The organism is Metabacillus indicus (genome assembly GCF_046603695.1).
Classification (GTDB): domain Bacteria; phylum Bacillota; class Bacilli; order Bacillales; family Bacillaceae; genus Bacillus_P; species Bacillus_P indicus.
Map to the genome: position 1 here is coordinate 479,093 of NZ_CP176757.1, position 21,079 is coordinate 500,171.

The following is a 21,079-nucleotide window of genomic DNA, read 5'->3' on the forward strand; positions in this document are numbered from 1 at the left end:
ATTTCCCCTGGATTTTTTACGTTTAATTTGTTTCCTGCTGCGCAGCTGGAGCGCACTGTTTTTTCTTGCTAACATAACGCCAAACAAAGAACAGTAAGATGGCTGCGCCGGCTGTTATCAGGACATACATCTGCATTTCTGACATAAAGGCAGTGACCGTTTTGAGGCTTCCCAGCTGTCCGAGCCAGAGCATTGCTATGTTTAAAGGCAATACTCCAAGAAATGTGAGAGCGGCAAACGGGACCCATTTCACTTTGGAAAGTCCTGAGACATAGGAAATGTAGTTCCCAATTCCGAAAGGACGGGCGAGAGCGATGCTCCAAAGTCCGCATTTCTTAAACCAGCGCTGCGTTTTTTCAAACGTCTTTTTCTTTTTAGTCAGTTTCTTTTTCATTTTGTGCTCTAATTTATAGCCAATCCAATAAGGGATAAAACTGAAAATCGTATAGACAGCACTTCCTAAAAGGGCTATCAGAATGATTTCAATAAATGAAAGCTTCAGCAGATAACCATAGGCAAGGGTGATAAGAGAGCCTGGAAATGGTAGGGAGGATGCTTCAATCGCAAGTCCTGCCATCAATCCCCATATTCCAAATTCCCTGAGTATATTGATCACAAAATCAAGCATACGGTCTCCTTTCACTTCATGAGTCTTCTCTAAGTGAAATACCCGCTTCCAAATTTATCAAACTGGTGTATTAAGGAAATATCAGTCCGGACAGAACTTATCCCTTCTCCTGCAGACGCGCATCGCATTCACTTCTCCACCAAGCAAAATGGAAAAGGCAGTAAAGTAAATCCAGATAAGCAAAATGATTATGCCCCCTAAACTTCCGTATGCAGCATTGAAAGCTTTAAAGTTCTCAACATAAAAAGAAAATCCGTAAGAGCTTAAACTCCAAAGAGATGTTGCCAAAAGTGATCCGAAGTAAATATCAAAAAACTTCAGCTTTTCATTCGGAGCAAAGTAATACAGCGCAAGCAGGACGAGATTAATCATGAAAAAGGAAATGACCCATCTCGCCTGATTTAAAAGCGGATTAACGGCTTCAAGAAACGGTGCATAGCGCGTTAATGTGCTGATGATCACTTTTCCGAATACAGGCAGGAGCAAAGCAATCGTAATCGTAATGATCAGTCCTGCAGCAAGCAAAAGAGCATCTATGCGCACCTTAATAAAGGGGCGCGTTTCTTTAATTTCAAGAGCCCGGTTGAATGCTCTGATTAGAATGTGTGTGGCATTGCTTGCAGACCATAAGGCAGCCAATAAGCCAAATGCAAGGATGTAACTGTTGGTTTCTCCGAACAGGCTTCGGATCTGCTCCGTTAAAAGCTCAGCTGTCTCTGAAGGCACATAATGATTAATCCATGTCAAAAGCGGCGTGACATCAAGCGAAAAATAAGGAAACAGCGCAATTAAGAAAATAAGCAGCGGAAACAGGGATAAAAGTAAATAGTATGCGATAACTGCAGACAGGTCGTTTAATTCGTGCTGGTGAATTCTTCTGAATAAATCTTTCATACATCTGCCTCCCTATAACCTTTATACTTTCCCGGGGGAACGATAGGATAAACGCAAAGAGAAGAAAAAAAGATCACTGTAACATAAAAAAGCTGCCTCTTTTTAAAGAAGCAGCCTTGGTCTTACATGCTGATTTCAGTTTCAACCCCGTAATGATCAGAAACAACCGGTCTATTGTCATCATTGAAAATAACCTTTGAAGAATGAACTTTGACTTCCTTGTTTACAAGGATCAGGTCAATTCTCAAATCTTTCTTGTTTTCATCCCATCCGGCAATTTTCCCTTTTACCGTGATGCCTGAGTCTTTGTCTTCTGCAAGTTCGTACGTGTCATACAAATCATGTGACAGAAGATAATCATACCCTTCATCTCTAATTTCAGCACTGTTGTTGAAGTCTCCCATTAAGAAGGAAGGCTTATCAAGGTCAACCTTTTGAAGAAGAGAGTCGAGCTGATATTTGCATGGTTCTTCTTCATCGTGCCACCAGCCGAGGTGACAGGAGTAAAAAGAAATTTCCTGTCCGTTATAGTCGATATCCGCACGGACGATGGAACGTGTTTTCCAGTAGTCAGTGTTTTTGCCTTTTGTGACGGAGAACACTTCTGAGTCAACGACCGGATGCTTTGTCAGAATGGCCAAGCCTTCTTCAAAGCCCGGATAGCCGATATGGGCAAATCCCCACACCAGCTCATATCCGGCAACACCAAGTTTTTTCAGTTCATCAAGCAGCACTAACGCATAATTGTTTTTTTTGACTCCGTCATACAGGACGGGCTCTTCCACCCGCTGGCTTACCTCCTGAAGGGCAATCACATCATAAGATTGTTCCTTGATGGCAAGCGCGAGGGTCCTGATTTTTTCCATCTGATTTTCTTCTTGCCAGGAATGACAATTAAGCGTTAATAATTTCATCGTTTAAGCTCCTAACGTATCTTGAATGTCAGATTTTAAAACATCTGCTTTCGGTCCGTAGATGGCTTGAACGCCTTTGTCTTTAATAATTAAACCAAGCGCGCCGTTTTCTTTCCATTGCGCTTCATTAGCAACAACTGCAGGGTCTTTAACTGTTACGCGAAGACGTGTCATACAAGCATCTACATCTTCAATATTACCAGAACCGCCAAGCAAAGTAATAATCGCAGAAGCCTGTGAGTCTTTGTTTACTTCACCTGTTGTTTTTGCAGCAGGCTCTTCAGAATCGATGTAGTTTCCGTTGCGTCCCGGAGTCGGGAAGTTGAAACGTTTGATCAGGAAGTTCGCAATTCCAAAGTTCAGTCCGAAGAACACGGCACATGCAAGGAAGAAGTTGACAAGGTCAAGCCATAATCCTGCTTTAATGATCATCGGTGTACGTGTCAGAAGCTCAATAAATCCAAATGAGTGAACGCGGATGTCGATAATATCGACGATTGCGAATGCAAGACCAGTTGTGATCGCGTATACAACATATAGAAGCGGTGCAGCGAACATGAACATGAATTCGATTGGCTCAGTTACACCTGTTAAGAAAACTGCAAGACCTGCAGAAAGGAACATTGATTTGTATTTTGTACGTTTTTCTTTATCAACATTGCGGTACATCGCAAAAGCGATACCGATAAGAGAAGCAGTTGAAAGGATCATTTGTCCAACTTTGAAACGGGCTGGAGTTACTTCTTCCAAAAGCTTGTTATAGCTTGCAGTATCACCTGCAGCAAGGAAGTTGTTCAAGTCAGCAATCCAGGCAAGCCAAAGCGGATCTTGTCCTGCAACTGTTGAACCGGCGCTTCCGCCAGTAAGGATTTGATAAGTTCCGCCTAGAGACGTATAGTTCATCGGTACAGTCAGCATATGGTGAAGACCGAAAGGAAGAAGCAGACGCTCAAGGGCACCGAAGATAAATGGTGCAACAACTGGAGCCGTGTTGCGTGATGTTGCAATCCATTGTCCAAAGTCGTTAAGCAAACCTTGGATAAACGGCCATACTAGTGAAAGAACGATAGCAGTTACAACTGAACCTCCGATTACTGCGAAAGGAACGAAGCGTTTACCGTTAAAGAATGAAAGTGATTCAGGAAGCTTGCTGTAGTTGTAATATTTATTGAACAGGTTTGCACCAAGGAAACCTGCGATGATTCCGACGAACACGCCCATGTTCAGTGCAGGAGCGCCAAGTACAGAAGTAAAGTAATCTTTAACAATCAGTTCTTGTCCGAAAAGAGAGTTTACTGTTGCTTCAGGATCTGCAAGCATTGCAGCGTTAACTCCGAAGATAGCACCAGTGATGCGGTTAATCAGTACGAATGCGATGAGAGCTGCGAACGCTCCGCCTGCACGTTCTTTAGCCCAGGATCCCCCGATGGCTACGGCGAACAGAATGTGAAGATTCGTGATGATTCCCCACCCGATATCTTCCATAACACGTGCAATCGTTTGCACGAGCGTGATGTCTCCGCCTGTCATTGCAATAAGCTTGCCTAGTGAAATCATGATACCGGCTGCAGGCATTACGGCTACTACGACCATTAAGGCTTTACCGAATTTTTGCCAAAAGTCGAATGATAATAAGTTCTTCATCTTTTTGCCCTTCTTTCTCCTGTAAGTATAATAGGTGTAAACGAATTCATTAAAAGGCAAAATCGCTTACATTATTTTTTAAAGTGTGGTGTGCAATTATGAGTGCAATATGTGCAATCGCTTGCATAAACCTATTTTAATTAAAGGGCTTTCACATTGCAACAAAAAAATATTACTTTTTTCATATTTTTATAGAATACTTTTTCCAGTAGGGCTCAACCCCTTGATGTACATGGTTTTGATGGAAGGCGTCTATAAAATGTTTTTTCTGAATAGAAAAGTTCATGAAAATGTTCGTTGTAGTAAAAGTGTGTGCGGAGTGAGATGCTATACTTTAATAGGAAAAACTGATCTTTTTTCACAAAAATACCGTAAGTCTTTACATAGAAGTCCGGCAATTTAGGAGGCTCTTATGAATACCCAGCTTGATTACATGTCAGAAGCAGAACCATTTATCAGGCAATGCTACCTTGAACTTGAGAAATCAGAAGAAGAAACAACCGCACGCCTGCTGCAAATTAAGTCATTGCATGACCGAAGCAATTTCTATGAACTCACAGCAGAAGAACTTGAGCACGGTGCGAAAATGGCCTGGCGGAACAGCAACAAATGCATCGGCCGCTTGTTTTGGAATACACTCCGCGTTGCAGATGCAAGACATCTTGAAACACCTGAAGAAATAAGGGACGCTCTGTTCTCGCATATAGAATTTGCAACAAACGGCGGCAGAATTCGCCCGCTTATCACCATTTTTAAACCGGAACAAAATGGACAGGCACCGGTTAGAATCTGGAATCATCAGCTGTTGAGATACGCAGGGTATGTGACAGATTCCGGCGTTGTCGGCGATCCCGGCTCAGTCGCGTTCACAAAAGAATGTCTCGCGCTTGGATGGAAAGGAAAGGGGACAGCCTACGATCTTCTTCCGCTTGTTATCCAGGTGGCAGGGGAAATGCCTGTGTGGTACGAAATCCCGGATGAAATCGTCATGCAGATCCCGATTACACATCCTGACTATCCAGAGCTAGAAGAACTCGATGCCAGGTGGTACGCCGTTCCGATCATTTCCGACATGAAGCTTGAAATTGGAGGCATCACATTCCCCGCCGCTCCTTTTAACGGATGGTATATGGGAACGGAAATCGGCGCCAGAAACCTTGCCGATGAAAACCGGTATAACATGCTGCCGAAAGTAGCTGAGCTCCTGGGGCTTGATACGTCTTCACAAGCAACATTGTGGAAGGACCGCGCCCTGGTTGAACTCAACAGAGCCGTGCTGCACTCCTTCAAGGCGGCAGGCGCGAGCATCGTGGACCACCATACCGCAGCCCAGCAATTTAAACGCTTTGAACAGAACGAATCAACAGCAGGAAGAGATGTAACAGGCGACTGGACTTGGCTCATCCCGCCAATGTCTCCTGCCGCAACCCATATCTTCCATAAACAGTACGAGAACAAAATCGTGAAGCCAAATTACTTTTATCAGGAAAAAGCATATTAACCGATCAGCGCATCCGTCATTTTAAAAGACGGGTGTTTTATTGTATTGCGGTGATTTTGATTGTGATAAAATGGAAAATGAAGGTATTTTGGTTAGGGGCACTTAGTGTGAGTCTGAAGTGGGGATAAGTGCTGTAAAGGCAGGATAAGAACATTTTGAGTGACTCTGGAGCGAAGGTAAGTGTTGTAAAAGCGGGATAAGAACACTTAGTGTGTGTCCGGAGCGGTGATAAGTGCTGTAAAAACAGGATAAGTACACTTATGGTGACTTCGGAGCGAATATAAGTGCTGTAAAAGCAGGATAAGGACACTTAGAGTCGGTCCGGTGCGGAGATAAGTGCAGTAAAAAAATCGTGAACTAAGCAATAAGGAAGTGCCAAAGGCTTTCTATTCTTAAAGAGGTGAAACGGATGAGTCTGCTCCTTTTTATCAGCTTTCACATATTGGCCGGGATTGGCTTTATTTTCTTCAAAGGAAAATTGCCGGAAAAGGCAAAAGTATGTACGTTTGTTTTTCTCACAATGAGTTTTTTGTACTGGGGTAATGTGATTTTACATATATAATGTTGGCCGGTTAATACGGTCATGCACAGGGGGAAGCATGGATGATTTTGCATACATATGTATCAGGAGAAGGAGAGCCTCTCGTCCTTATTCATTCTGGGGGAATGACAGGTGATACGGAATACAACGAGCAGAGCGAGTTTTTTTCAGCGGAAAACTTCAAAGTGATCAGACCTGATTTGCGGGGGCATGGTAAGTCGTTTGGAAAGATTGATCACTATTTTGTACAATGCGTGCAGGATTTGAAAGAAACGATTGACCATCTCGGGATTGAGCGGTGTCACATTGCCGGAGTTTCAATCGGAGGGATTGCCGCATTGCTTTTTGCAAAAGAGTACCCCGAAAAAGTAAAATCGCTGAGTTTTTCCGGAGTTCTGCCGAAAGAGCCTGATAACTGGGCTGAATTAATAAAAGAAGAAGAAGAGCATTATGAGCACTTGTTTGCGAATGAAGAAGCCGTTGCGTTCTTGAATGAAATCCACGGGGAGAATGACTGGAAATCCCTGCTGCAATCTTTTAATGAAGCTGACTTTTATCCTTTTCACGCGACAGGTGATGTTTCCGGCCTAGAGATTCCGGTTTTATGTCTCGTCGGTGAAAATCAGGAGCTGGAAGTCGAGGCTGCTGTTGCGTATAAGCAGCTGTACTCAGCAATCAATATCGCTGTCATTCCATTTGCCGGACACCTTGTACACAGGGAGCAGCCTGACCTCTATTCTCAGACGCTGCATACGTTCCTGAAAAATTCTTAAGATGAAGAGGGAGATTATGAAAAAAAGATTGAAAGTCATTACAACTATTTTTCTGGTGGCTTTATCAGCAGGCTGTATTGCCGAAGACTATGATTTCACCCCGCCTTCCGTAACTTTATCCAGTTCGGACAGTTCCCAGTCTGAAAAGCTGACAGAGGCAAACATCAAGTGGACGGGTGAAAACAGCAAGCTTGAGGAAAAACGAATTGACGACGTTCTGTCGTATGCAAATGAGCAAGAGCAGCTTACATTTCAATCGGGACAGAAAATAGATCTGCTGTTTGACAGTGAGGATTTCATGGTGGAGGATCTTGAAGCTGCACTCTGGAAAGATGGCACCGAACAGGAATTACCCTTAGATAAACAGCGTTCCTTTACTTTTCCGGAAGAAAAAGGGGAGTACATCCTTGTAGTGGAGCTTGATGCTGACAGCGGTTTGGCGCAGTATGTTGGAAATATTGAAATCGAATGATGCATGACAGAGCTCCTGTTATCAAAAGGGGGCTCTTTTTTAGCAAGAAAAATCAAAAAAAGGAGAAGTTTTCCTGGTAAACTCTCAGTAAGAGGTGAGGAAATGGATACAGCCCTTCAAAAGACAATTGCCTATATCGAACATCATCTTCAGGAAGAGCTGCCGCTTGAGACGATTGCCCGTGAAGCCGGGTACTCAAAATTCCACTTTCACAGGCTGTTCCAAAGGGAGTTTGGAATGACAGCCTCTGAATACGTAAGAACGAGGCGGATAGCGGATGCAGCAAAAATGCTGCTTTATACAGATGAAAAAATACTTGATATTGCCCTTTCCTATCAATTTGAAAGCCAGGAATCATTCACGAGGGCATTCAAAAAGATATACAGGCTGCCGCCGGGTACCTACCGGAAGATCATGGTCAGCCTGACGAAGCAGAAGGAGGAAATTTCAATGGAAAATCAAAGTGTAAAAGGGTGGGTCCTTAGCGGCAGTCATCCCTTTAATTACGAAATGGGACTGGATCGTAAAGTCTATCACTCAGGGAAAAGCTCAGGGTATTTAGCTGCCAAAAGTGTGCAGCATCCAGGTGAATTTGCAACAATGATGCAGGAAATAAAAGCGGATAAGTATAAGGGCAAACGCTATAAGTTCTCTGGGTTTATTCGTGCTGAAAATCTGGACGGCTTTTGCGGACTGTGGATGAGAGTGGACAATGCCCTTCAGGATGTTCTGCGCTTTGACAATATGGGAGACAGACCGATTACGAAGGATACAGCATGGCACTATTGCTCCATCGTCCTTGATATACCGGAAGAAGGTGCGGTCATTTCTATTGGAGTGCTGCTATCAGGAGCGGGAAGAATGTGGGTGGACGAGCTGAAATTTGAAGAAGTCGACGAAACGGTTCCTACTACAAACATCGAATTTACCTCTCACCTTCATGATGAGCCGGCAAATCTTTCTTTTGAGGAGGAATTGGAATGAGCGGATTAGCAGCACTGGGTAAAAGCCTTCTGCACCTTGGGAGCATCTGGATCGGAGGCGGGCTCCTGCTGACAGCGGTTGTCATAGGAGCCGTCTTAAAGAAAGCGAAGCTGAAAAAAACATCTAGCGGATGATTTTGAAATCAGCGTATGCCTGGTTTTGATCTGCTTCGCGTACTTTTATTTCCTCCACCCGTGCATAGCGGTTTCCCGAACGCAGGGTATGGACGAAGGACTCCAGCTGGTTCTCTGTCCCCTGTGCTACAGCTTCGACTGTACCGTCTTCTTTATTTTTCACCCAGCCGGTTACTTTCTCTGATAGGGCTGAGGTCTGAGCGAAATAACGGAATCCGACACCCTGGACATGGCCGTAAACAATTAGATGAATGGTTTTCATATCAAAAATCGCCTCCATTACAATCACAATACCCATGAGACATCCGTTATAATCTAGTCAGATAATCGTTTAAGGAGATGGTAAAAGTGAATTGGGAAAAAGATGGATTTTTCGTATCAGACGAACAGAATCTGCTGCAAATAGACAAGATTGCCGGATGGATCGGCAGCCAGTACTGGGCAAAAGGCAGGCCCGTGCACGTGATTGAAGAAAGCGTGCGGAATTCACTAAGTTTCGGACTCTATGACAGCAGCGGAACTCAGCTTGGGTTTGCAAGAGTCATAACAGACCGCGCCGTCTTCTCCTGGCTGATGGATGTAGTCATTGACGACAACGCCAGAGGAGAAGGGCTCGGAAAATGGCTCGTACAATGCGTCCTTGATCATCCGGATTTGATCAACACAAAGTTCGGGCTTGCCACAAAGGATGCGCACGGGCTTTACAGACAGTTCGGGTTTGAGACCGATGAGTGCATGAGGCGTCCGGTGATGGGGAGCCCGCTTGGGTAGAGTTTTGGAGAAGAATTCATATGCATCTTTTTCGATTAAAGCTTTTAGAATTTTGCCCGTATTTAAGGAGCACTTCGAAGAAATTCATCTGTAAACTCTGCTATTAGAGCAAATACCATAATACTTAGAGGCAGTAAATTTACAAGCAATGCAAAAATTCTCTTAATTGCGCTCTCTTTGCTGAACATTGAAAGAATACTTAATGGAATTCCAATAAAGGTAGCAAAAAATGCAAGAAGTCCAAATACACTCAGTCCAGAGATAAAAACAGAACACGGAATAAAGATTAATGCGAAAAGAGCAATATAGAACGATATGTCAGTGAATATTTTTAGTTTTTCTCTTTCCATCTGTATATCGCTTCTTTCACTTTAAGGTTAAAGCAAACCCTGCACAAAGTCAGATTCAGACTCTTGTGCAGGGTTTTTATTTTTCTGCCTGTTCAGGCCAAGCCGCATAGGCATTTCTGCAGTGCTCAGTTCGAGTTTCCAGTACTTTCGACAGAAGCCTCTGTCTTCATACTATGATCCCCCTTCTCAACCCCTCCGCCACAGCTTCTGCTCTGTGCCTGACGCCGAGTTTCCGGATGACGGCGCCCAGGTAGTCTCGGACGGTGTATTCGCTTATGTTCATGGAGTGCGCCATTTCTTTCATGCAAAGGCCGTTTGCGAGGTGCTGCAGGACTTCGGTTTCCCGCCTGCTGAGCCTGTGCGCAGGGCGGTGTGTGAAAAATTCCTGAAAGTAGCTGGAAAGCTGCTCGAGCTGGGTGTGAATGGACTGGCTGCAGCCCGTGTACTGATCGGCCAGAACACAGCCGATGACATGGTTGGACTGGCTGATCGGGATGACGGCGATGGTTGAGAGGTCAAATTGCTGAATATATTTTTCGGGAAAAGGGACGTTGCTTTGTGTGAGGTCAAGGAGCCGGAGCTTGTTGTTTTTGAGAGCGTGATAGACTGGCGGGATGGTTCGGACATCTTCTTTGATCCATTTGACGGAGGTGATTTTTCCTTCTTCTGCCTGGATCAGGCCTTCACCGATATTACTGAAGGCGGAGTATGTAAAGAGAGTTGCCCGCTTGAATGGGAAGAAGCGGATGCACCCGAGGACCATCCGTTCGCATTTTTTGGAAAAGTCATGGATCTTGTGCGTTTCACGTACATAATCTCTCACTTTGGAATCTATCATTCGACAATTTCCTCCCCTACTTTTTCAGGAATATGAGGGTTCCACTTCCCATTGTAAAATAGTTATGTAAGCACTTACAAACGTGAAGCCGTGTTTTTGAAAAAAAGTTTTCAGGAGGTAGCGATGAATAAGCGTGAAATCATTACCACGAGTGCGCGGGGCATTCAGGAGGACTCTCTCCCGTTCAGACTTTATCAAAAAGCGAAGCGTTTTGGGATTTGGAACCCGTCTGACATTGATTTTTCACAGGATCAGCGAGACTGGCAGGGCATGAATCAGGATCAAAGGACAGAAGTCTTGAGGCTGATTTCGCAGTTTCAGGCGGGAGAAGAGGCGGTCACACTTGATTTGCTGCCGCTGATGATGGCGATTGCCAAGGAAGGCCGTCTGGAAGAGGAGATGTATTTAACAACGTTTTTATTTGAGGAAGCAAAGCATACCGAATTTTTCAGGCTTGCTTTAAATGCTCTCGGAGAAACGGGAGATCTGTCCGTCTATCATACAGAGACATATAAAGAGATTTTTTACGAGCTTCTGCCCCGGACAATGGACAGGCTGCTCCATGATCAGTCGCAGGAAGCCATTGCTGAAGCGTCGACTGTCTACAACATGTTCGTTGAGGGAGTACTTGCTGAAACGGGCTATTTTTCATTCTACCGGTCGCTTGAGGAAGCGAATATCATGCCTGGACTATTAAAAGGTGTTGGTCTGCTGAAAAAGGATGAATCACGGCACATAGGCTACGGGACGTTTCTGCTTCAGAGGCTTATATGCGAGAATGATTCTATTTTTGATTTGGTAGCTCAAAAAATGGACGAGCTGACTCCGTATGCGATTAAGCTGAACCAGGAAGGCATAGCCGGTGAGCAGACGGCGTTCGGTCACACGATTGAAGATACCATGCACTTTACGATGAAGCAGCTGTCTGTCCGCATGGATATTTTGGCAAGGGCGCGCGGAAAAAGAATCGAAGAGATTTACAGAATGACAGAAAAAGAGGTTGGCGTACTTTAAAAAAGAGGAGGCTGAAACGAATGAGTGTGAAAGTCGATGTACTGACAATGCCGCTTTTCATTAATGGAAAGTGGGAGAGTGCTGCTTCAGGGGAGTGGTTTGATGTAAACAATCCTGCAACAGGCGAGGTAATAGCAAAAGCTGCAAAAGGAACGGCGGAGGATGTTGACCGTGCTGTGATGGCGGCAAGAGCTGCCTTTGATCAAGCGGAGTGGAGAGAGATGAATCCAAAGGACCGCTCCAAGGTAATGTATGCGATAGCCCATCAGATTATAGAGCATGCAGAAGAACTTGCTTATCTCGAATGCGTCAGCTCAGGCGGAACAATCAGGCGCATCAGCTCCAATGACATTCTGCAGATGGCCGACTTGTTCCAGACGTTTGGCAAATTCGTGCTCGAGTATCCATTCTCTGAAACACTGCCGGTCCCGCCGTTTCCGGGTCCTGCCCATAATTTCATCTGGAGAGAGCCGGTTGGAGTATGTGCAGCCATCACTCCATGGAATATGCCGATGCTGATTGCCTCGTGGAAAATAGCGCCTGCTCTTGCGATGGGAAATACGATTGTCATTAAGCCGGCGAGCTATACGCCGCTGTCGACTTTAAAATTGGCTGAAATCATCTCGAAGGTTGTCCCGCCTGGTGTCATCAATGTTGTCACAGGTCCCGGTGCTGAAACAGGTGAAGCGCTGGTGCGCCACCCCATCGTGGATAAAGTGGCTTTTACAGGATCGACAGAAGTAGGCAGAAACATCATGAAGCTTGCAGCTGATACGGTGAAAAATACGACTCTTGAGCTTGGAGGAAAGTCTCCGAACATTCTTCTTGAAGATGCGGATCTATCCCTTGCATTGCCTGGAAGTCTATTCGGCGTATTTCTCCATTCAGGACAGCTTTGTGAATCAGGAACACGTTTGTTCGTCCATGAAAGCATGCATGATGAAGTAGTGGAAGGGCTTGTGCAGCTGGCGAAAAACATAAAGCCCGGAAATCCGCTCGATCCCGCATCTGATATGGGGCCGCTTATTTCTAAACAGCAGAAAGATACCGTTCTGTCCTATATCCGGTCGGGGCTTGAAGAAGGAGCGGAGCTTGTATGCGGCGGCAAAGAAATGTCGGTGCCCGGCTGTGAAGGAGGATCCTTTATTGAACCGACGATTTTCACAAACGTGACAAACGACATGAAAATTGCCAGAGAAGAGATATTCGGTCCTGTCCTTTGCGTCATCAAATACACCAGTATGGATGAAGTCATTGCAATGGCGAACGATACCATTTACGGTCTTGCTGCAGGTGTATGGACAAGAGATGTGAATAAAGCCTATGAAGCTGCCAGAAAGCTGCAGGCAGGAGTTGTCTGGATCAACGACTGGCACATGCTGCGGAATGATGCACCGTTCGGCGGGTACAAGCAGAGCGGCATTGGCAGGGAGATGGGGAAGCATTCTCTTGATGCCTACACACAAGTAAAACATGTGCATACGTCAATGTTGACAGATCTTCATAAACGCAATTGGTACGGCATTTTGTTTTCTGAAAAAGCTGAAACGAGAGGTGAGAAGTGATGCTGACGACAACTTTTTCACAATTTATGCTGCGTTCGGGTATCTACAGCGGATCGAATACACGGGCGATGGTCCCGGATCTATTCAGGGGACTTGGCGCAAAGCGGGTCGTGCTGTTCAGTGATAAAGGCCTTGAAAAAGCGGGGGTAGTGGATAAAGTGGCGTCCATTTTCACGTTGGCAGGTCACGGAAACGGCCCTGTTCTTGCAGGTGTGTACACGGATATCAGGCAGGATGCAGAGAGCAGCTGTGTGGACCAGGCCCTGCGCTTCGCAAGGGAAACTGGTGCAGACGCATTCCTCGCGGTTGGAGGAGGCAGTGTGCTTGATACGGTTAAAGGGGTGAAATACTGTCTGCACAAAGGGTTAGCAACCATTAAGGACGCCATTCCCGGAGGATTTGTCATGGAGTCGTTTCCGGAAGCTACGCACATGCCAATCCCGCATATTGCCATTCCGACAACAGCTGGAACCGGATCGGAAGTTTCGCCGATTGCCGTTATCTACAACGAAGATCTGAAGCTGAAAACAAATATGATTAATCCGTTTATTAGTGCCGATATTGCGGTCCTGGATCCGGATCTGACGACGGGGCTGCCGCCGTTCATTACAGCATTCACAGGCTTTGATGCTCTGACCCATGCGATTGAAGCCTATGCCTCGCCTAATGCAACTGCGCTTACGGATGCATACGCCCTGCACGCCGTCCGCCTGATCGAGCAGAATCTCGTGAAAGCCGTGGAGGACGGGGAGAACCTGAAAGCAAGAATGGACATGCTCCATGCAAGCCTTATGGGAATCACAGCCTTCAGCTTTGCACTGAATGCCATTCCGGTGCACAATTTTGCCCATGCATACGGCGCCATGTACCGGATTCCGCACGGTCTTGCAAATGCTGTCTTCCTGCCTGCCGTTATGGAGACTATACCTGCTCTCTACCTGCCGAAAATCCATCAGCTTGCAGAGGCACTGAATGTGGAGAGCCGGGACAAGGACCCGGAGGCGGTGTTAGAGCGAGTTGTTGAAAAAATCAGGCTGATGCAGAAGAAAACAGGATTGCCGTCTGATTTTGGAGACTACAGTGTTTCGCCTCAAGATACAGAGAATATCGTGAAGGCTGTTGCGATGGACCCTGCTGCCGTCTCTTTCCCAATGCCGCCGGAGCTGATACAGGCGATCAGCCAGAAAGTGCTTCCTACAGGTGCGGGGGTTACGGGTTGAGGGAATGAGCAGAGAGCGCGATAAAGTTTGAGACCATCAAGCGTGTGAGAAAGAAGTTTGGTGGCACTAGAAACAGTTATAAGGGCCATCAAGCGCGTGAAAAAGAAGTTTGGTGGCACTGAATACGGTTATAAGAACCATCAAGCGCGTGAGGAAGAAGTTTGGTGGTACTAAAAACGGTTATAAGAACCATCAAGCGCGTGAGGAAGAAGTTTGGTGGTACTGGGAACGGTTATAAGAACCATCAAGCGCGTGAGGAAGAAGTTTGGTGGTACTAAAAACGGTTATAAGAACCATCAAGCGCGTGAGAAAGAAGTTTGGTGGCACTGAAAATGGTTATAGGGACCATCAAGCGTGTGAGAAAGAAGTTTGGTGGCACTGAAAATGGTTATAGGGACCATCAAGCGTGTAAGAAAGAAGTTTGGTGGCACAAAAAACGGTTATAAGGACCATCAACTGCGAAAAAGGCAAGCTTGATGGCACCCAAAAAAAACGAGGCGCAAAACTCCTGCGCCTCGTTTTTTCTATCATCTATTCGCAATCAGCTGAAAAACGGATAGCTACGATCTTTTTCCTGAACACCGATCCATTTGACGGTTGTGAATTTATCAAGCGCCCACTCGCCGCCGAAGCGGCCAAGGCCTGAATCTTTTTCCCCTCCGAAGGCTACATGTGCTTCATCGTTTACGGACTGGTCGTTTACGTGAATCATGCCGGTTTCGATTTGTTTGGCAACGGTGACGCCTCTGTGAAGGTCCTTTGTAAAGACGGATCCGCTCAAGCCGTACGGGGAACCGTTGGCAAGTTCAATGGCGTGTGCCTCGTCTTTTGCTTTTAGGATTGGGGCAACAGGTCCAAAGATTTCATTTTTGGCAATCGGCATGTCATTTGTTACGTGCGTGAGAACGACCGGCTCCATGACGTTTCCGTTCACAGCTCCGCCGGCAATCTTTTCAGCTCCTGCTTTCAGACTGTCTTCCAGGTCTGACTGAATCCGTTCAATCTGATCGCTGTTGATCAGCGGGCCGACAGCTGTTTTAGGGTCAGATGGATCACCAGCTTGAAGCTGACCGACTTTTTGTTTGAAAAGTTCAACGAAGTCATCGTGAATACTTTCTTCTACAATGATGCGGTTCAGCGCCATGCAAATCTGGCCCTGGTGAAGGAATTTCCCGAAGGCGGCGGATTCAGCAGCTTTTTCAAGATCTGCGTCTGCCAGCACGAGCATGACATTGTTGCCGCCAAGTTCAAGCGCTGTATCCTTAAGGTGCTTGCCTGCAAGCTCTCCGATGTGACGGCCGACCTCCGTTGAACCTGTAAAGGAAATCAGCTTTGGAACGCGGTGTTCAATAAAAGCATCACCAATCTCTGAGCCCCGTCCTGCGACTACGTTTACTGTGCCCTTGGGAGCTCCTGCGTTTTCAAAAAGCTCTCCAATTAAAAAACCGGACGTAATCGGCGCTTCTGATGCTGGCTTAATGACAACTGTATTGCCTGTGGCAAGTGCCGGTGCGACGGAACGCATGGCAAGATGCAGCGGGAAATTCCACGGGCCGATGACGCCGATTACCCCTTTTGCCGTCCGGTACACCCTGTTTTCTTTTCCGGGAATGTTGGAAGGGAGAATTTTGCCTTCCATCCGGTACGGGAATGTACTTGCTTCTTTGACAATCCGGAGTGTTGCCGCCCATTCCACTTCTGCTTTTACTTTTGTGCTTCCTGATTCATTTACGAGAAGATCTATGATTTCGTCTTTTCGCTCAAGAAGCGCCTTTGCCACATTGTCCATGACTTCCTGTTTCTTTTGAGGAAGAGTTTCTGCCCATTCTTTCTGTGCTTTTTCGGCAGCCAGATAGGCTCTGTCCAAATCACCTTCATCTGCAGAGCGGAATTCGTTTATCGTTTCACCGCTGAACGGATTGATGTTCTTAATTGTCTTTTCGCTCGATCCTTCAGTCCATTCACCATTGATAAATTGTTTTGTATAGTTGTTCATTTTGCATTCCTCCTGTCATCCCGTACTATTCCCGTTAAGTTATTTCTTTAAAACGTTTGGATGTGCAGAACCCGATTTTATGGCAAAATAGGGATATATAAACAGGTAAGGGAGCGGAGGCAAGGTGAAGATAGTTTCCATCAATGTCGGAATGCCGAAAAAAGTCCTGTACAATGGCCGTGAAATTGAAACCGGCATTTATAAAGAACCGGCAGAGATGCCGATCATACTGAAAAAAACAAATTTTGAAGGGGACGGCCAGGCGGATCTGAAAAATCACGGCGGTGAAGACAAGGCGGTCTGCGCCTACTTTTACGATCACTACCCATATTGGGAAAAAACACTGGGTTTTAAGCTCCTGCCGGGTGCTTTCGGAGAAAACCTGACATTAAGCGGCATGACTGAAAAAGAAGTCTGTATAGGAGACATCTTCCGCCTCGGAGAAGCCGAGCTTGAAGTGAGCCAGCCGCGCCAGCCATGCTTCAAGCTTGCATTGAAACATGAAGTCAAGGATCTTCCTGTGCAGGTGCAAAACACCCGATATACCGGGTTTTACTTTCGGGTGAAAAAAGAGGGCCTGATCAAAAAAGGGGATGCACTTGAACGGATTTCGTCCCATCCGAAGAAGGTGACCATAGAGTTTGTCAATAAGATCAAATACGAGGATAAGTTCAACGCTGAAGCGATCAAAGAGATTTTGGAAGTGAAGGAACTGGCGGGGAGCTTTAGGAGTTCGTTTGAAAAACGGCTGTAAAAAAAAGCGCATCGATCATGCGCTTTTTTCACTCCTCTTTTCATAAACCGCAAACGTCACCCAATAAAGGGCTGCACTTGCCAAAGCAAGAATCCCAAGGATGGCGAATGTCCACTGAAAGCCAAACCAGACCGTCATCGGAATGGAGAGCGGGGCAATGGTCCGTCCGACTGTATAGCGGAGACTTGCTGCCGCAAAGTACTGCCCGCGCATATGCTCTGGTGCAAGCTTTGAAACAAAGCTCTGTTGCAGGCCGGCAGTCATCAATTCGGCGAGTGTAAACAAAGCCATGGCGAAGATCAGTCCCCACAAGAAGCTGAACTGTCCGAAAAGGAAGATCGAGACTGCGTATAAGACGGAAGAAAGAATGAAGACATTCCTTTCTTTATACAGAGTCATCCATTTCGTAACAGAAATAGTCAACAGGGCGACCAGCAGTCCGTTTTCCGAAAGAAGAAAACCGAAGGCCTGCTCGCCGCCGAGTGTGAACGACCAGCTGCCGAATGAGAAAAGCTCTTCATTTTGAACGGTTTCCTTCGTATAGACGGGCATCAGCATGTCAAGCTGCATAAAGGTCTGTGCCGCAAGAACACCGGCACCAATGTACAGGAGGAAGGCCCGGTCTTTGAAGATGATTTTGTATTCTCCCAGCTGTTGAAGGAGAAAGTGATGCCACTTTGTGCTTCCCTTCCTGTTCAGCACGGATTCGGGTGCTGTTTCTCTTGTCCAGAGAAAGAGCATGCCTGAAAGCAGAAAACAGATGAACCCTGCAAAGACGAGGAGTTCAAAGAAATATTTCACATAGAAGATGGCTCCTAAGATAGGGCCAATGACGACAGCCAGATTGATTGATGTATAAAATACCGCGAACACATTGCTCCGGTCTTTTTCCTTTACCACATCCGCAATCATAGCCTGGCTTGCAGGCCAGTAAAACGAACCGAAAACCCCCGCTAAAGCGAAGCATGCAAATCCGATCAGAGGGGCGTCAAGCCATGGTGATACAGACAGAGCAAATATGAGAAATGAAACTCCCTGTCCCGCTGAAGAGAGGACGAGCATCTTTTTTCTCCCGAACCGGTCAGCGCAGTAGCCTCCCATTAAATTGGCAAGCACGGAGAAAACCTGTGAAAATACTAATAGGAATCCGGCCTGTTCCTTGCCGAACTCATCTGCAAAATAAATCGTCAAAAACGGGAAAAACATCCAGTATGTAATATTCATCAATGCTTCCCCGAACAAGCGTATCTTTAAATTCCGGTCCCAATCTCTAAGTCTCATGCTGCTGACCTCACTTTTTATGATTAAACCTCTATCATCATACCCTGCTGCACAAAAAGGGGCAAACACATTCAAGCTTGTGAACTGCAGCATGAGGGTATAGGTTTTAAACAGGCCGAAAATAAAGCCAAAGGAGCTGTCCAATGGAAATTATTTTAGATCATCTCGTACATTTTACAGACCGCCATCCGCTCCAAGCAGCAGAGTTTTTTAAAAAACAGGGACTGACTGCTGTAATGGGAGGCCGGCATGAGAAATGGGGCTCGTATAACAGCCTTTGCTATTTCAGCGATCTCGCCTATTTGGAGTTCCTCTCGATTGAAGACAGGAAAAAAGCAAATGGATCGGACAATCCGCTCATTCACCGCCTTCTGAAGCAGCGCGCAGAGGGTCTTGGCCAGATTGCCCTGAGATCAGATAACCTCGAACATGTGAAAGCAGAGCTTGAAGAGAATGGGCTTGAAACAGGAGAAATCATTGAAGCGAGCAGAAAACGCGAGGACGGATCACTGCTTGAGTGGAAAATGCTATTCATCGAGCAAAGCGACGACGAAGCTCCTCTGCCTTTCTTTATTGAATGGAAGCAGTCAGAGGATGAACGAAAACACGACCTGCACAGCTCAGGCGCCCTTTCTGCCAAAAACACCGAAGTTGCGGTTGCGAAAGTTCACTATATCGTAAGGGATTTAAATGCAGCGGTGCTGAAGTGGAGAAAGTATTTTGACCTTCCAAGAGGCGAAGAGGCAGTATATGATGAGTGGCGGGCAAGAATCTATACAATCTCACTCCCGTCTTTTCAGCTGGTTTTTGCCGAGCCTTCAGGGGATGGCCTTGTTCAGCAGATGCTTGAACGAAAAGGGGAAGGCCCTTATCTCGCAGAGTTTGACCCGCCTGTTTTTGGCTCTTATTACCAGGTGCACGGCAGCATGTATAAATAAAAAATCAGCCTCCCGGATGTGGAGGCTGATTTTTTTAGTTCGTCATATATCTTATATAGACCGGATTCAATTTTCCGGAAGGGCGGCGAAGTCTGTAATTCTTTTTCGTATGCTGCTTCAGCAGGTATTCTTCATATTTTCGGTTCCAGTGTTTAATAGAGGCAAATACGAGAATGCCAGTCAGTAAAAACAGGCCGGCCACTGCAGGCCAGAAGGCAGGAGATACATAGCCGTCTGCATACGCAAGTCCAATTGGCGAAAAGACGATATAGGTTGCGCAAACCAGTGAAAGAAGAATCACAGATGTGGCGATTGTATATTTCCACGGCATCATGTCCACAGATGCTTCTGTCTTGTAAATATAGGCTTCTTCCCGCGGGCTGACCATTCCGATCGCAAGCATCATGAACACTTCGATGAAGAAGAGAATCGCATAGATGTGTATGAAATGAATGTCAACGGTGAAGCCGAAGAGATGGTTTGTCCCCCATACGAGCATATAGTAGGTAATGACGTGAAAAATAATGACAGTTTTTGCAGCTGCTGCCGGAACAAATTTAGACAGCAGGCCGACAAGGACGATGGCGATAATCGGGATGTTGAAAAAGCCTGTAAATTTCCGGATCAAATCCCATAAGCCGTCCGGCGCATACATCAGCAGCGGAGAAACAAACAAGGCGACAATGGCCAGAAATGTTCCAAACAGTTTGCTGACGCTGATCAGCTTTTTATCATCAGCCTTAGGATTGACCTGCACTTTGTAGATATCAAGCGCAAACATCGTGGCAGCACTGTTCAGCAAAGAGTTAAACGAGCTGAAAACGGCACCAAGCAGCACGGCAAGGAAAAATCCTGACAGATACGTCGGCAGCACGTCTGCAATCAGGGTTGGATAAGCAAGGTCAACTGATTTCAGGCCATCTCCATATTGATGGAACACAATGATGCCGGGAATCATCATGAATAGAGGAATAAGCAGCTTATAAAAACCTGAAAGAATGACCCCTTTTTGACCCTCGGCAAGGTTTTTGGCGCCAAGCGTTCTTTGAATAACATACTGATTGGATGCCCAGTAGAACAGATTGGCGAAAATCATACCTGTGAAAATGGTGCCGAAGGGAACAGAGTCTTCACTGGATCCGATCGCATTCAGCTTTTCGGGGTGAGTAGTTGTAATCTCTTTCATGCCATCAAGCATGTTTCCGTTGCCAAGGGCGATAAAACCTAAAACAGGAACGAGAATTCCGATGATTAAAAGTCCGATTCCGTTCAGTGTATCTGATACAGCCACTGCTTTCAGACCGCCGAAGATGGCGTAAACAGCACCGATAATGCCAATCACCCAAATGACAAGCCAGATTGATTGCATATAAGAGATTCCGAACAGCTCCGGAACGTCAAACATCTGCAGGACAGCAAGAGCTCCGGAATAGAGCATGGAAGGAATCGTTACCAGAATATACCCGAGCATAAAAAGGATAACGGTATAACGTCTCACCCCTTCGTCAAACCGCTTGCTCAAAAATTCCGGTAAAGTTGTAAAGCTTCCTCCGAGATATTTAGGAAGCAAGTATAGAGCCATAACGACAATCGCAAAGGCGGAAGTAACCTCCCAGGCCATATTTGACAGGTTTGTGCGGTAAGCCTGTCCATTAAGTCCAACAAGCTGCTCAGCCGATAAATTTGTAAGAAGCAGTGAACCTGCTATAAAACCCCCGGTAAGTCCCCTTCCCGCAAGGAAATAACCGTTAGAATCCTCATTGCCGCCTTTTGTTTTCAGATAGGAAATCCAAGCTACAAGACCCATAAAAAAGGCGCATGATAAAAGCGTGAACCAGATTCCTCCCATATGTATGCCTCCTTCAAG

General features: G+C 46.0%; 21 protein-coding genes. 11 read left to right on the forward strand and 10 right to left on the reverse strand.

Going from position 1 to position 21,079, the window contains the following annotated elements; all coding sequences use genetic code 11:
* Window positions 1-22: 22 nt before the first annotated feature.
* From ACK1LH_RS02590 to ACK1LH_RS02605, 4 genes are all read right to left on the reverse strand, one after another.
* Window positions 23-643: a DedA family protein gene (locus ACK1LH_RS02590; RefSeq protein ID WP_411334396.1), complete on the reverse strand. Its 621-nt coding sequence runs from the start codon at window positions 641-643 to the stop codon at window positions 23-25.
* A gap of 66 nt (window positions 644-709) precedes the next feature.
* Window positions 710-1,522, reverse strand: coding sequence for a YihY/virulence factor BrkB family protein (locus ACK1LH_RS02595; protein WP_203289506.1), 813 nt, complete (start codon window positions 1,520-1,522; stop codon window positions 710-712).
* Window positions 1,523-1,644: 122 nt separating this feature from the next.
* Complete coding sequence (locus ACK1LH_RS02600; RefSeq protein ID WP_029567138.1) at window positions 1,645-2,436, reverse strand: endonuclease/exonuclease/phosphatase family protein; 792 nt, start codon at window positions 2,434-2,436, stop codon at window positions 1,645-1,647.
* A 3-nt stretch (window positions 2,437-2,439) separates the two neighbouring features.
* Complete coding sequence (locus ACK1LH_RS02605) at window positions 2,440-4,080, reverse strand: PTS transporter subunit IIBC (protein WP_029567137.1); 1,641 nt, start codon at window positions 4,078-4,080, stop codon at window positions 2,440-2,442.
* Between the two features lie 412 nt (window positions 4,081-4,492).
* Here ACK1LH_RS02605 and ACK1LH_RS02610 point away from each other — a divergent pair, with 412 nt between their 5' ends.
* The 5 genes from ACK1LH_RS02610 to ACK1LH_RS02630 all read left to right on the forward strand — a co-directional run bounded on the left by ACK1LH_RS02610 (window position 4,493) and on the right by ACK1LH_RS02630 (window position 8,485).
* Entirely contained in the window at window positions 4,493-5,581 is a 1,089-nt protein-coding gene (locus ACK1LH_RS02610; RefSeq protein WP_029567136.1) for a nitric oxide synthase oxygenase, read from the forward strand.
* A 603-nt stretch (window positions 5,582-6,184) separates the two neighbouring features.
* On the forward strand, window positions 6,185-6,895 hold the full coding sequence (locus ACK1LH_RS02615) for an alpha/beta fold hydrolase (RefSeq protein WP_411334397.1): 711 nt from the start codon (window positions 6,185-6,187) through the stop codon (window positions 6,893-6,895).
* 16 nt (window positions 6,896-6,911) lie between these two features.
* Window positions 6,912-7,367, forward strand: a complete 456-nt coding sequence (locus tag ACK1LH_RS02620) for a hypothetical protein (protein ID WP_411334398.1) — start codon at window positions 6,912-6,914, stop codon at window positions 7,365-7,367.
* A 102-nt stretch (window positions 7,368-7,469) separates the two neighbouring features.
* Window positions 7,470-8,351, forward strand: coding sequence for a helix-turn-helix transcriptional regulator (locus ACK1LH_RS02625; RefSeq protein WP_411334399.1), 882 nt, complete (start codon window positions 7,470-7,472; stop codon window positions 8,349-8,351).
* Complete coding sequence (locus ACK1LH_RS02630) at window positions 8,348-8,485, forward strand: hypothetical protein (RefSeq protein WP_411334400.1); 138 nt, start codon at window positions 8,348-8,350, stop codon at window positions 8,483-8,485. Before ACK1LH_RS02625 ends, ACK1LH_RS02630 begins: the two co-directional genes overlap by 4 nt.
* Here ACK1LH_RS02630 and ACK1LH_RS02635 read toward each other — a convergent pair.
* On the reverse strand, window positions 8,475-8,747 hold the full coding sequence (locus tag ACK1LH_RS02635; RefSeq protein ID WP_203290237.1) for an acylphosphatase: 273 nt from the start codon (window positions 8,745-8,747) through the stop codon (window positions 8,475-8,477). The two genes, ACK1LH_RS02630 and ACK1LH_RS02635, sit on opposite strands and share 11 nt — an antisense overlap.
* An 86-nt stretch (window positions 8,748-8,833) precedes the next feature.
* Between ACK1LH_RS02635 and ACK1LH_RS02640 the strand changes: the two genes are divergently transcribed.
* Window positions 8,834-9,256: a GNAT family N-acetyltransferase gene (locus tag ACK1LH_RS02640; protein ID WP_203289512.1), complete on the forward strand. Its 423-nt coding sequence runs from the start codon at window positions 8,834-8,836 to the stop codon at window positions 9,254-9,256.
* A 62-nt stretch (window positions 9,257-9,318) separates the two neighbouring features.
* Here ACK1LH_RS02640 and ACK1LH_RS02645 read toward each other — a convergent pair whose 3' ends face one another.
* Both ACK1LH_RS02645 and ACK1LH_RS02650 read right to left on the reverse strand, forming a co-directional pair.
* The gene (locus tag ACK1LH_RS02645; RefSeq protein WP_203289513.1) at window positions 9,319-9,606 is read right to left on the reverse strand and encodes a 2-acyl-glycerophospho-ethanolamine acyltransferase; all 288 of its coding nucleotides are present in this window, start codon (window positions 9,604-9,606) and stop codon (window positions 9,319-9,321) included.
* Window positions 9,607-9,772: 166 nt separating this feature from the next.
* Entirely contained in the window at window positions 9,773-10,444 is a 672-nt protein-coding gene (locus ACK1LH_RS02650) for a response regulator transcription factor (RefSeq protein ID WP_203289514.1), read from the reverse strand.
* 123 nt (window positions 10,445-10,567) lie between these two features.
* Here ACK1LH_RS02650 and ACK1LH_RS02655 point away from each other — a divergent pair, with 123 nt between their 5' ends.
* The 3 genes from ACK1LH_RS02655 to ACK1LH_RS02665 are packed head-to-tail and all read left to right on the forward strand — an operon-like array spanning window position 10,568 to window position 14,243.
* Window positions 10,568-11,458 (forward strand): R2-like ligand-binding oxidase, encoded by an 891-nt coding sequence (locus ACK1LH_RS02655; RefSeq protein WP_029285830.1) that lies wholly within the window; start codon window positions 10,568-10,570, stop codon window positions 11,456-11,458.
* 20 nt (window positions 11,459-11,478) lie between these two features.
* A complete protein-coding gene (locus ACK1LH_RS02660; protein ID WP_411334401.1) occupies window positions 11,479-13,023 on the forward strand; it encodes an aldehyde dehydrogenase family protein in 1,545 nt (514 codons plus the stop codon).
* Window positions 13,023-14,243: an iron-containing alcohol dehydrogenase gene (locus ACK1LH_RS02665; protein WP_411334402.1), complete on the forward strand. Its 1,221-nt coding sequence runs from the start codon at window positions 13,023-13,025 to the stop codon at window positions 14,241-14,243. The genes ACK1LH_RS02660 and ACK1LH_RS02665 overlap by 1 nt, the downstream gene beginning before the upstream one ends.
* A 541-nt stretch (window positions 14,244-14,784) precedes the next feature.
* Here ACK1LH_RS02665 and ACK1LH_RS02670 read toward each other — a convergent pair.
* Window positions 14,785-16,239, reverse strand: a complete 1,455-nt coding sequence (locus ACK1LH_RS02670) for an aldehyde dehydrogenase family protein (protein ID WP_203289516.1) — start codon at window positions 16,237-16,239, stop codon at window positions 14,785-14,787.
* Between the two features lie 151 nt (window positions 16,240-16,390).
* Between ACK1LH_RS02670 and ACK1LH_RS02675 the strand changes: the two genes are divergently transcribed.
* Window positions 16,391-16,993, forward strand: a complete 603-nt coding sequence (locus tag ACK1LH_RS02675) for an MOSC domain-containing protein (protein WP_035207695.1) — start codon at window positions 16,391-16,393, stop codon at window positions 16,991-16,993.
* Between the two features lie 15 nt (window positions 16,994-17,008).
* On the opposite strand, the gene ACK1LH_RS02680 is transcribed toward ACK1LH_RS02675, so the two are convergent.
* On the reverse strand, window positions 17,009-18,274 hold the full coding sequence (locus tag ACK1LH_RS02680) for an MDR family MFS transporter (protein ID WP_203289517.1): 1,266 nt from the start codon (window positions 18,272-18,274) through the stop codon (window positions 17,009-17,011).
* A 143-nt stretch (window positions 18,275-18,417) separates the two neighbouring features.
* On the opposite strand from ACK1LH_RS02680, the gene ACK1LH_RS02685 reads away from it, so the two are divergent.
* Complete coding sequence (locus ACK1LH_RS02685; protein ID WP_029567124.1) at window positions 18,418-19,212, forward strand: VOC family protein; 795 nt, start codon at window positions 18,418-18,420, stop codon at window positions 19,210-19,212.
* A 34-nt stretch (window positions 19,213-19,246) separates the two neighbouring features.
* Here the strand turns inward: ACK1LH_RS02685 and ACK1LH_RS02690 are convergent, their stop codons facing one another.
* Window positions 19,247-21,061, reverse strand: coding sequence for a solute:sodium symporter family transporter (locus tag ACK1LH_RS02690; protein ID WP_035207676.1), 1,815 nt, complete (start codon window positions 21,059-21,061; stop codon window positions 19,247-19,249).
* Window positions 21,062-21,079: the final 18 nt, after the last annotated feature.

Bases quoted from the DNA above. Each gene is read 5' to 3' on its own strand.
- ACK1LH_RS02595 (WP_203289506.1), bottom strand. From the start codon at position 1,522: ATGAAAGATTTATTCAGAAGAATTCACCAGCACGAATTAAACGACCTG.
- ACK1LH_RS02600 (WP_029567138.1), bottom strand. From the start codon at position 2,436: ATGAAATTATTAACGCTTAATTGTCATTCCTGGCAAGAAGAAAATCAG.
- ACK1LH_RS02605 (WP_029567137.1), bottom strand. From the start codon at position 4,080: ATGAAGAACTTATTATCATTCGACTTTTGGCAAAAATTCGGTAAAGCC.
- ACK1LH_RS02610 (WP_029567136.1), top strand. From the start codon at position 4,493: ATGAATACCCAGCTTGATTACATGTCAGAAGCAGAACCATTTATCAGG.
- ACK1LH_RS02615 (WP_411334397.1), top strand. From the start codon at position 6,185: ATGATTTTGCATACATATGTATCAGGAGAAGGAGAGCCTCTCGTCCTT.
- ACK1LH_RS02620 (WP_411334398.1), top strand. From the start codon at position 6,912: ATGAAAAAAAGATTGAAAGTCATTACAACTATTTTTCTGGTGGCTTTA.
- ACK1LH_RS02625 (WP_411334399.1), top strand. From the start codon at position 7,470: ATGGATACAGCCCTTCAAAAGACAATTGCCTATATCGAACATCATCTT.
- ACK1LH_RS02630 (WP_411334400.1), top strand. From the start codon at position 8,348: ATGAGCGGATTAGCAGCACTGGGTAAAAGCCTTCTGCACCTTGGGAGC.
- ACK1LH_RS02635 (WP_203290237.1), bottom strand. From the start codon at position 8,747: ATGAAAACCATTCATCTAATTGTTTACGGCCATGTCCAGGGTGTCGGA.
- ACK1LH_RS02645 (WP_203289513.1), bottom strand. From the start codon at position 9,606: ATGGAAAGAGAAAAACTAAAAATATTCACTGACATATCGTTCTATATT.
- ACK1LH_RS02650 (WP_203289514.1), bottom strand. From the start codon at position 10,444: ATGATAGATTCCAAAGTGAGAGATTATGTACGTGAAACGCACAAGATC.
- ACK1LH_RS02655 (WP_029285830.1), top strand. From the start codon at position 10,568: ATGAATAAGCGTGAAATCATTACCACGAGTGCGCGGGGCATTCAGGAG.
- ACK1LH_RS02660 (WP_411334401.1), top strand. From the start codon at position 11,479: ATGAGTGTGAAAGTCGATGTACTGACAATGCCGCTTTTCATTAATGGA.
- ACK1LH_RS02665 (WP_411334402.1), top strand. From the start codon at position 13,023: ATGCTGACGACAACTTTTTCACAATTTATGCTGCGTTCGGGTATCTAC.
- ACK1LH_RS02670 (WP_203289516.1), bottom strand. From the start codon at position 16,239: ATGAACAACTATACAAAACAATTTATCAATGGTGAATGGACTGAAGGA.
- ACK1LH_RS02675 (WP_035207695.1), top strand. From the start codon at position 16,391: ATGCCGAAAAAAGTCCTGTACAATGGCCGTGAAATTGAAACCGGCATT.
- ACK1LH_RS02680 (WP_203289517.1), bottom strand. From the start codon at position 18,274: ATGAGACTTAGAGATTGGGACCGGAATTTAAAGATACGCTTGTTCGGG.
- ACK1LH_RS02685 (WP_029567124.1), top strand. From the start codon at position 18,418: ATGGAAATTATTTTAGATCATCTCGTACATTTTACAGACCGCCATCCG.
- ACK1LH_RS02690 (WP_035207676.1), bottom strand. From the start codon at position 21,061: ATGGGAGGAATCTGGTTCACGCTTTTATCATGCGCCTTTTTTATGGGT.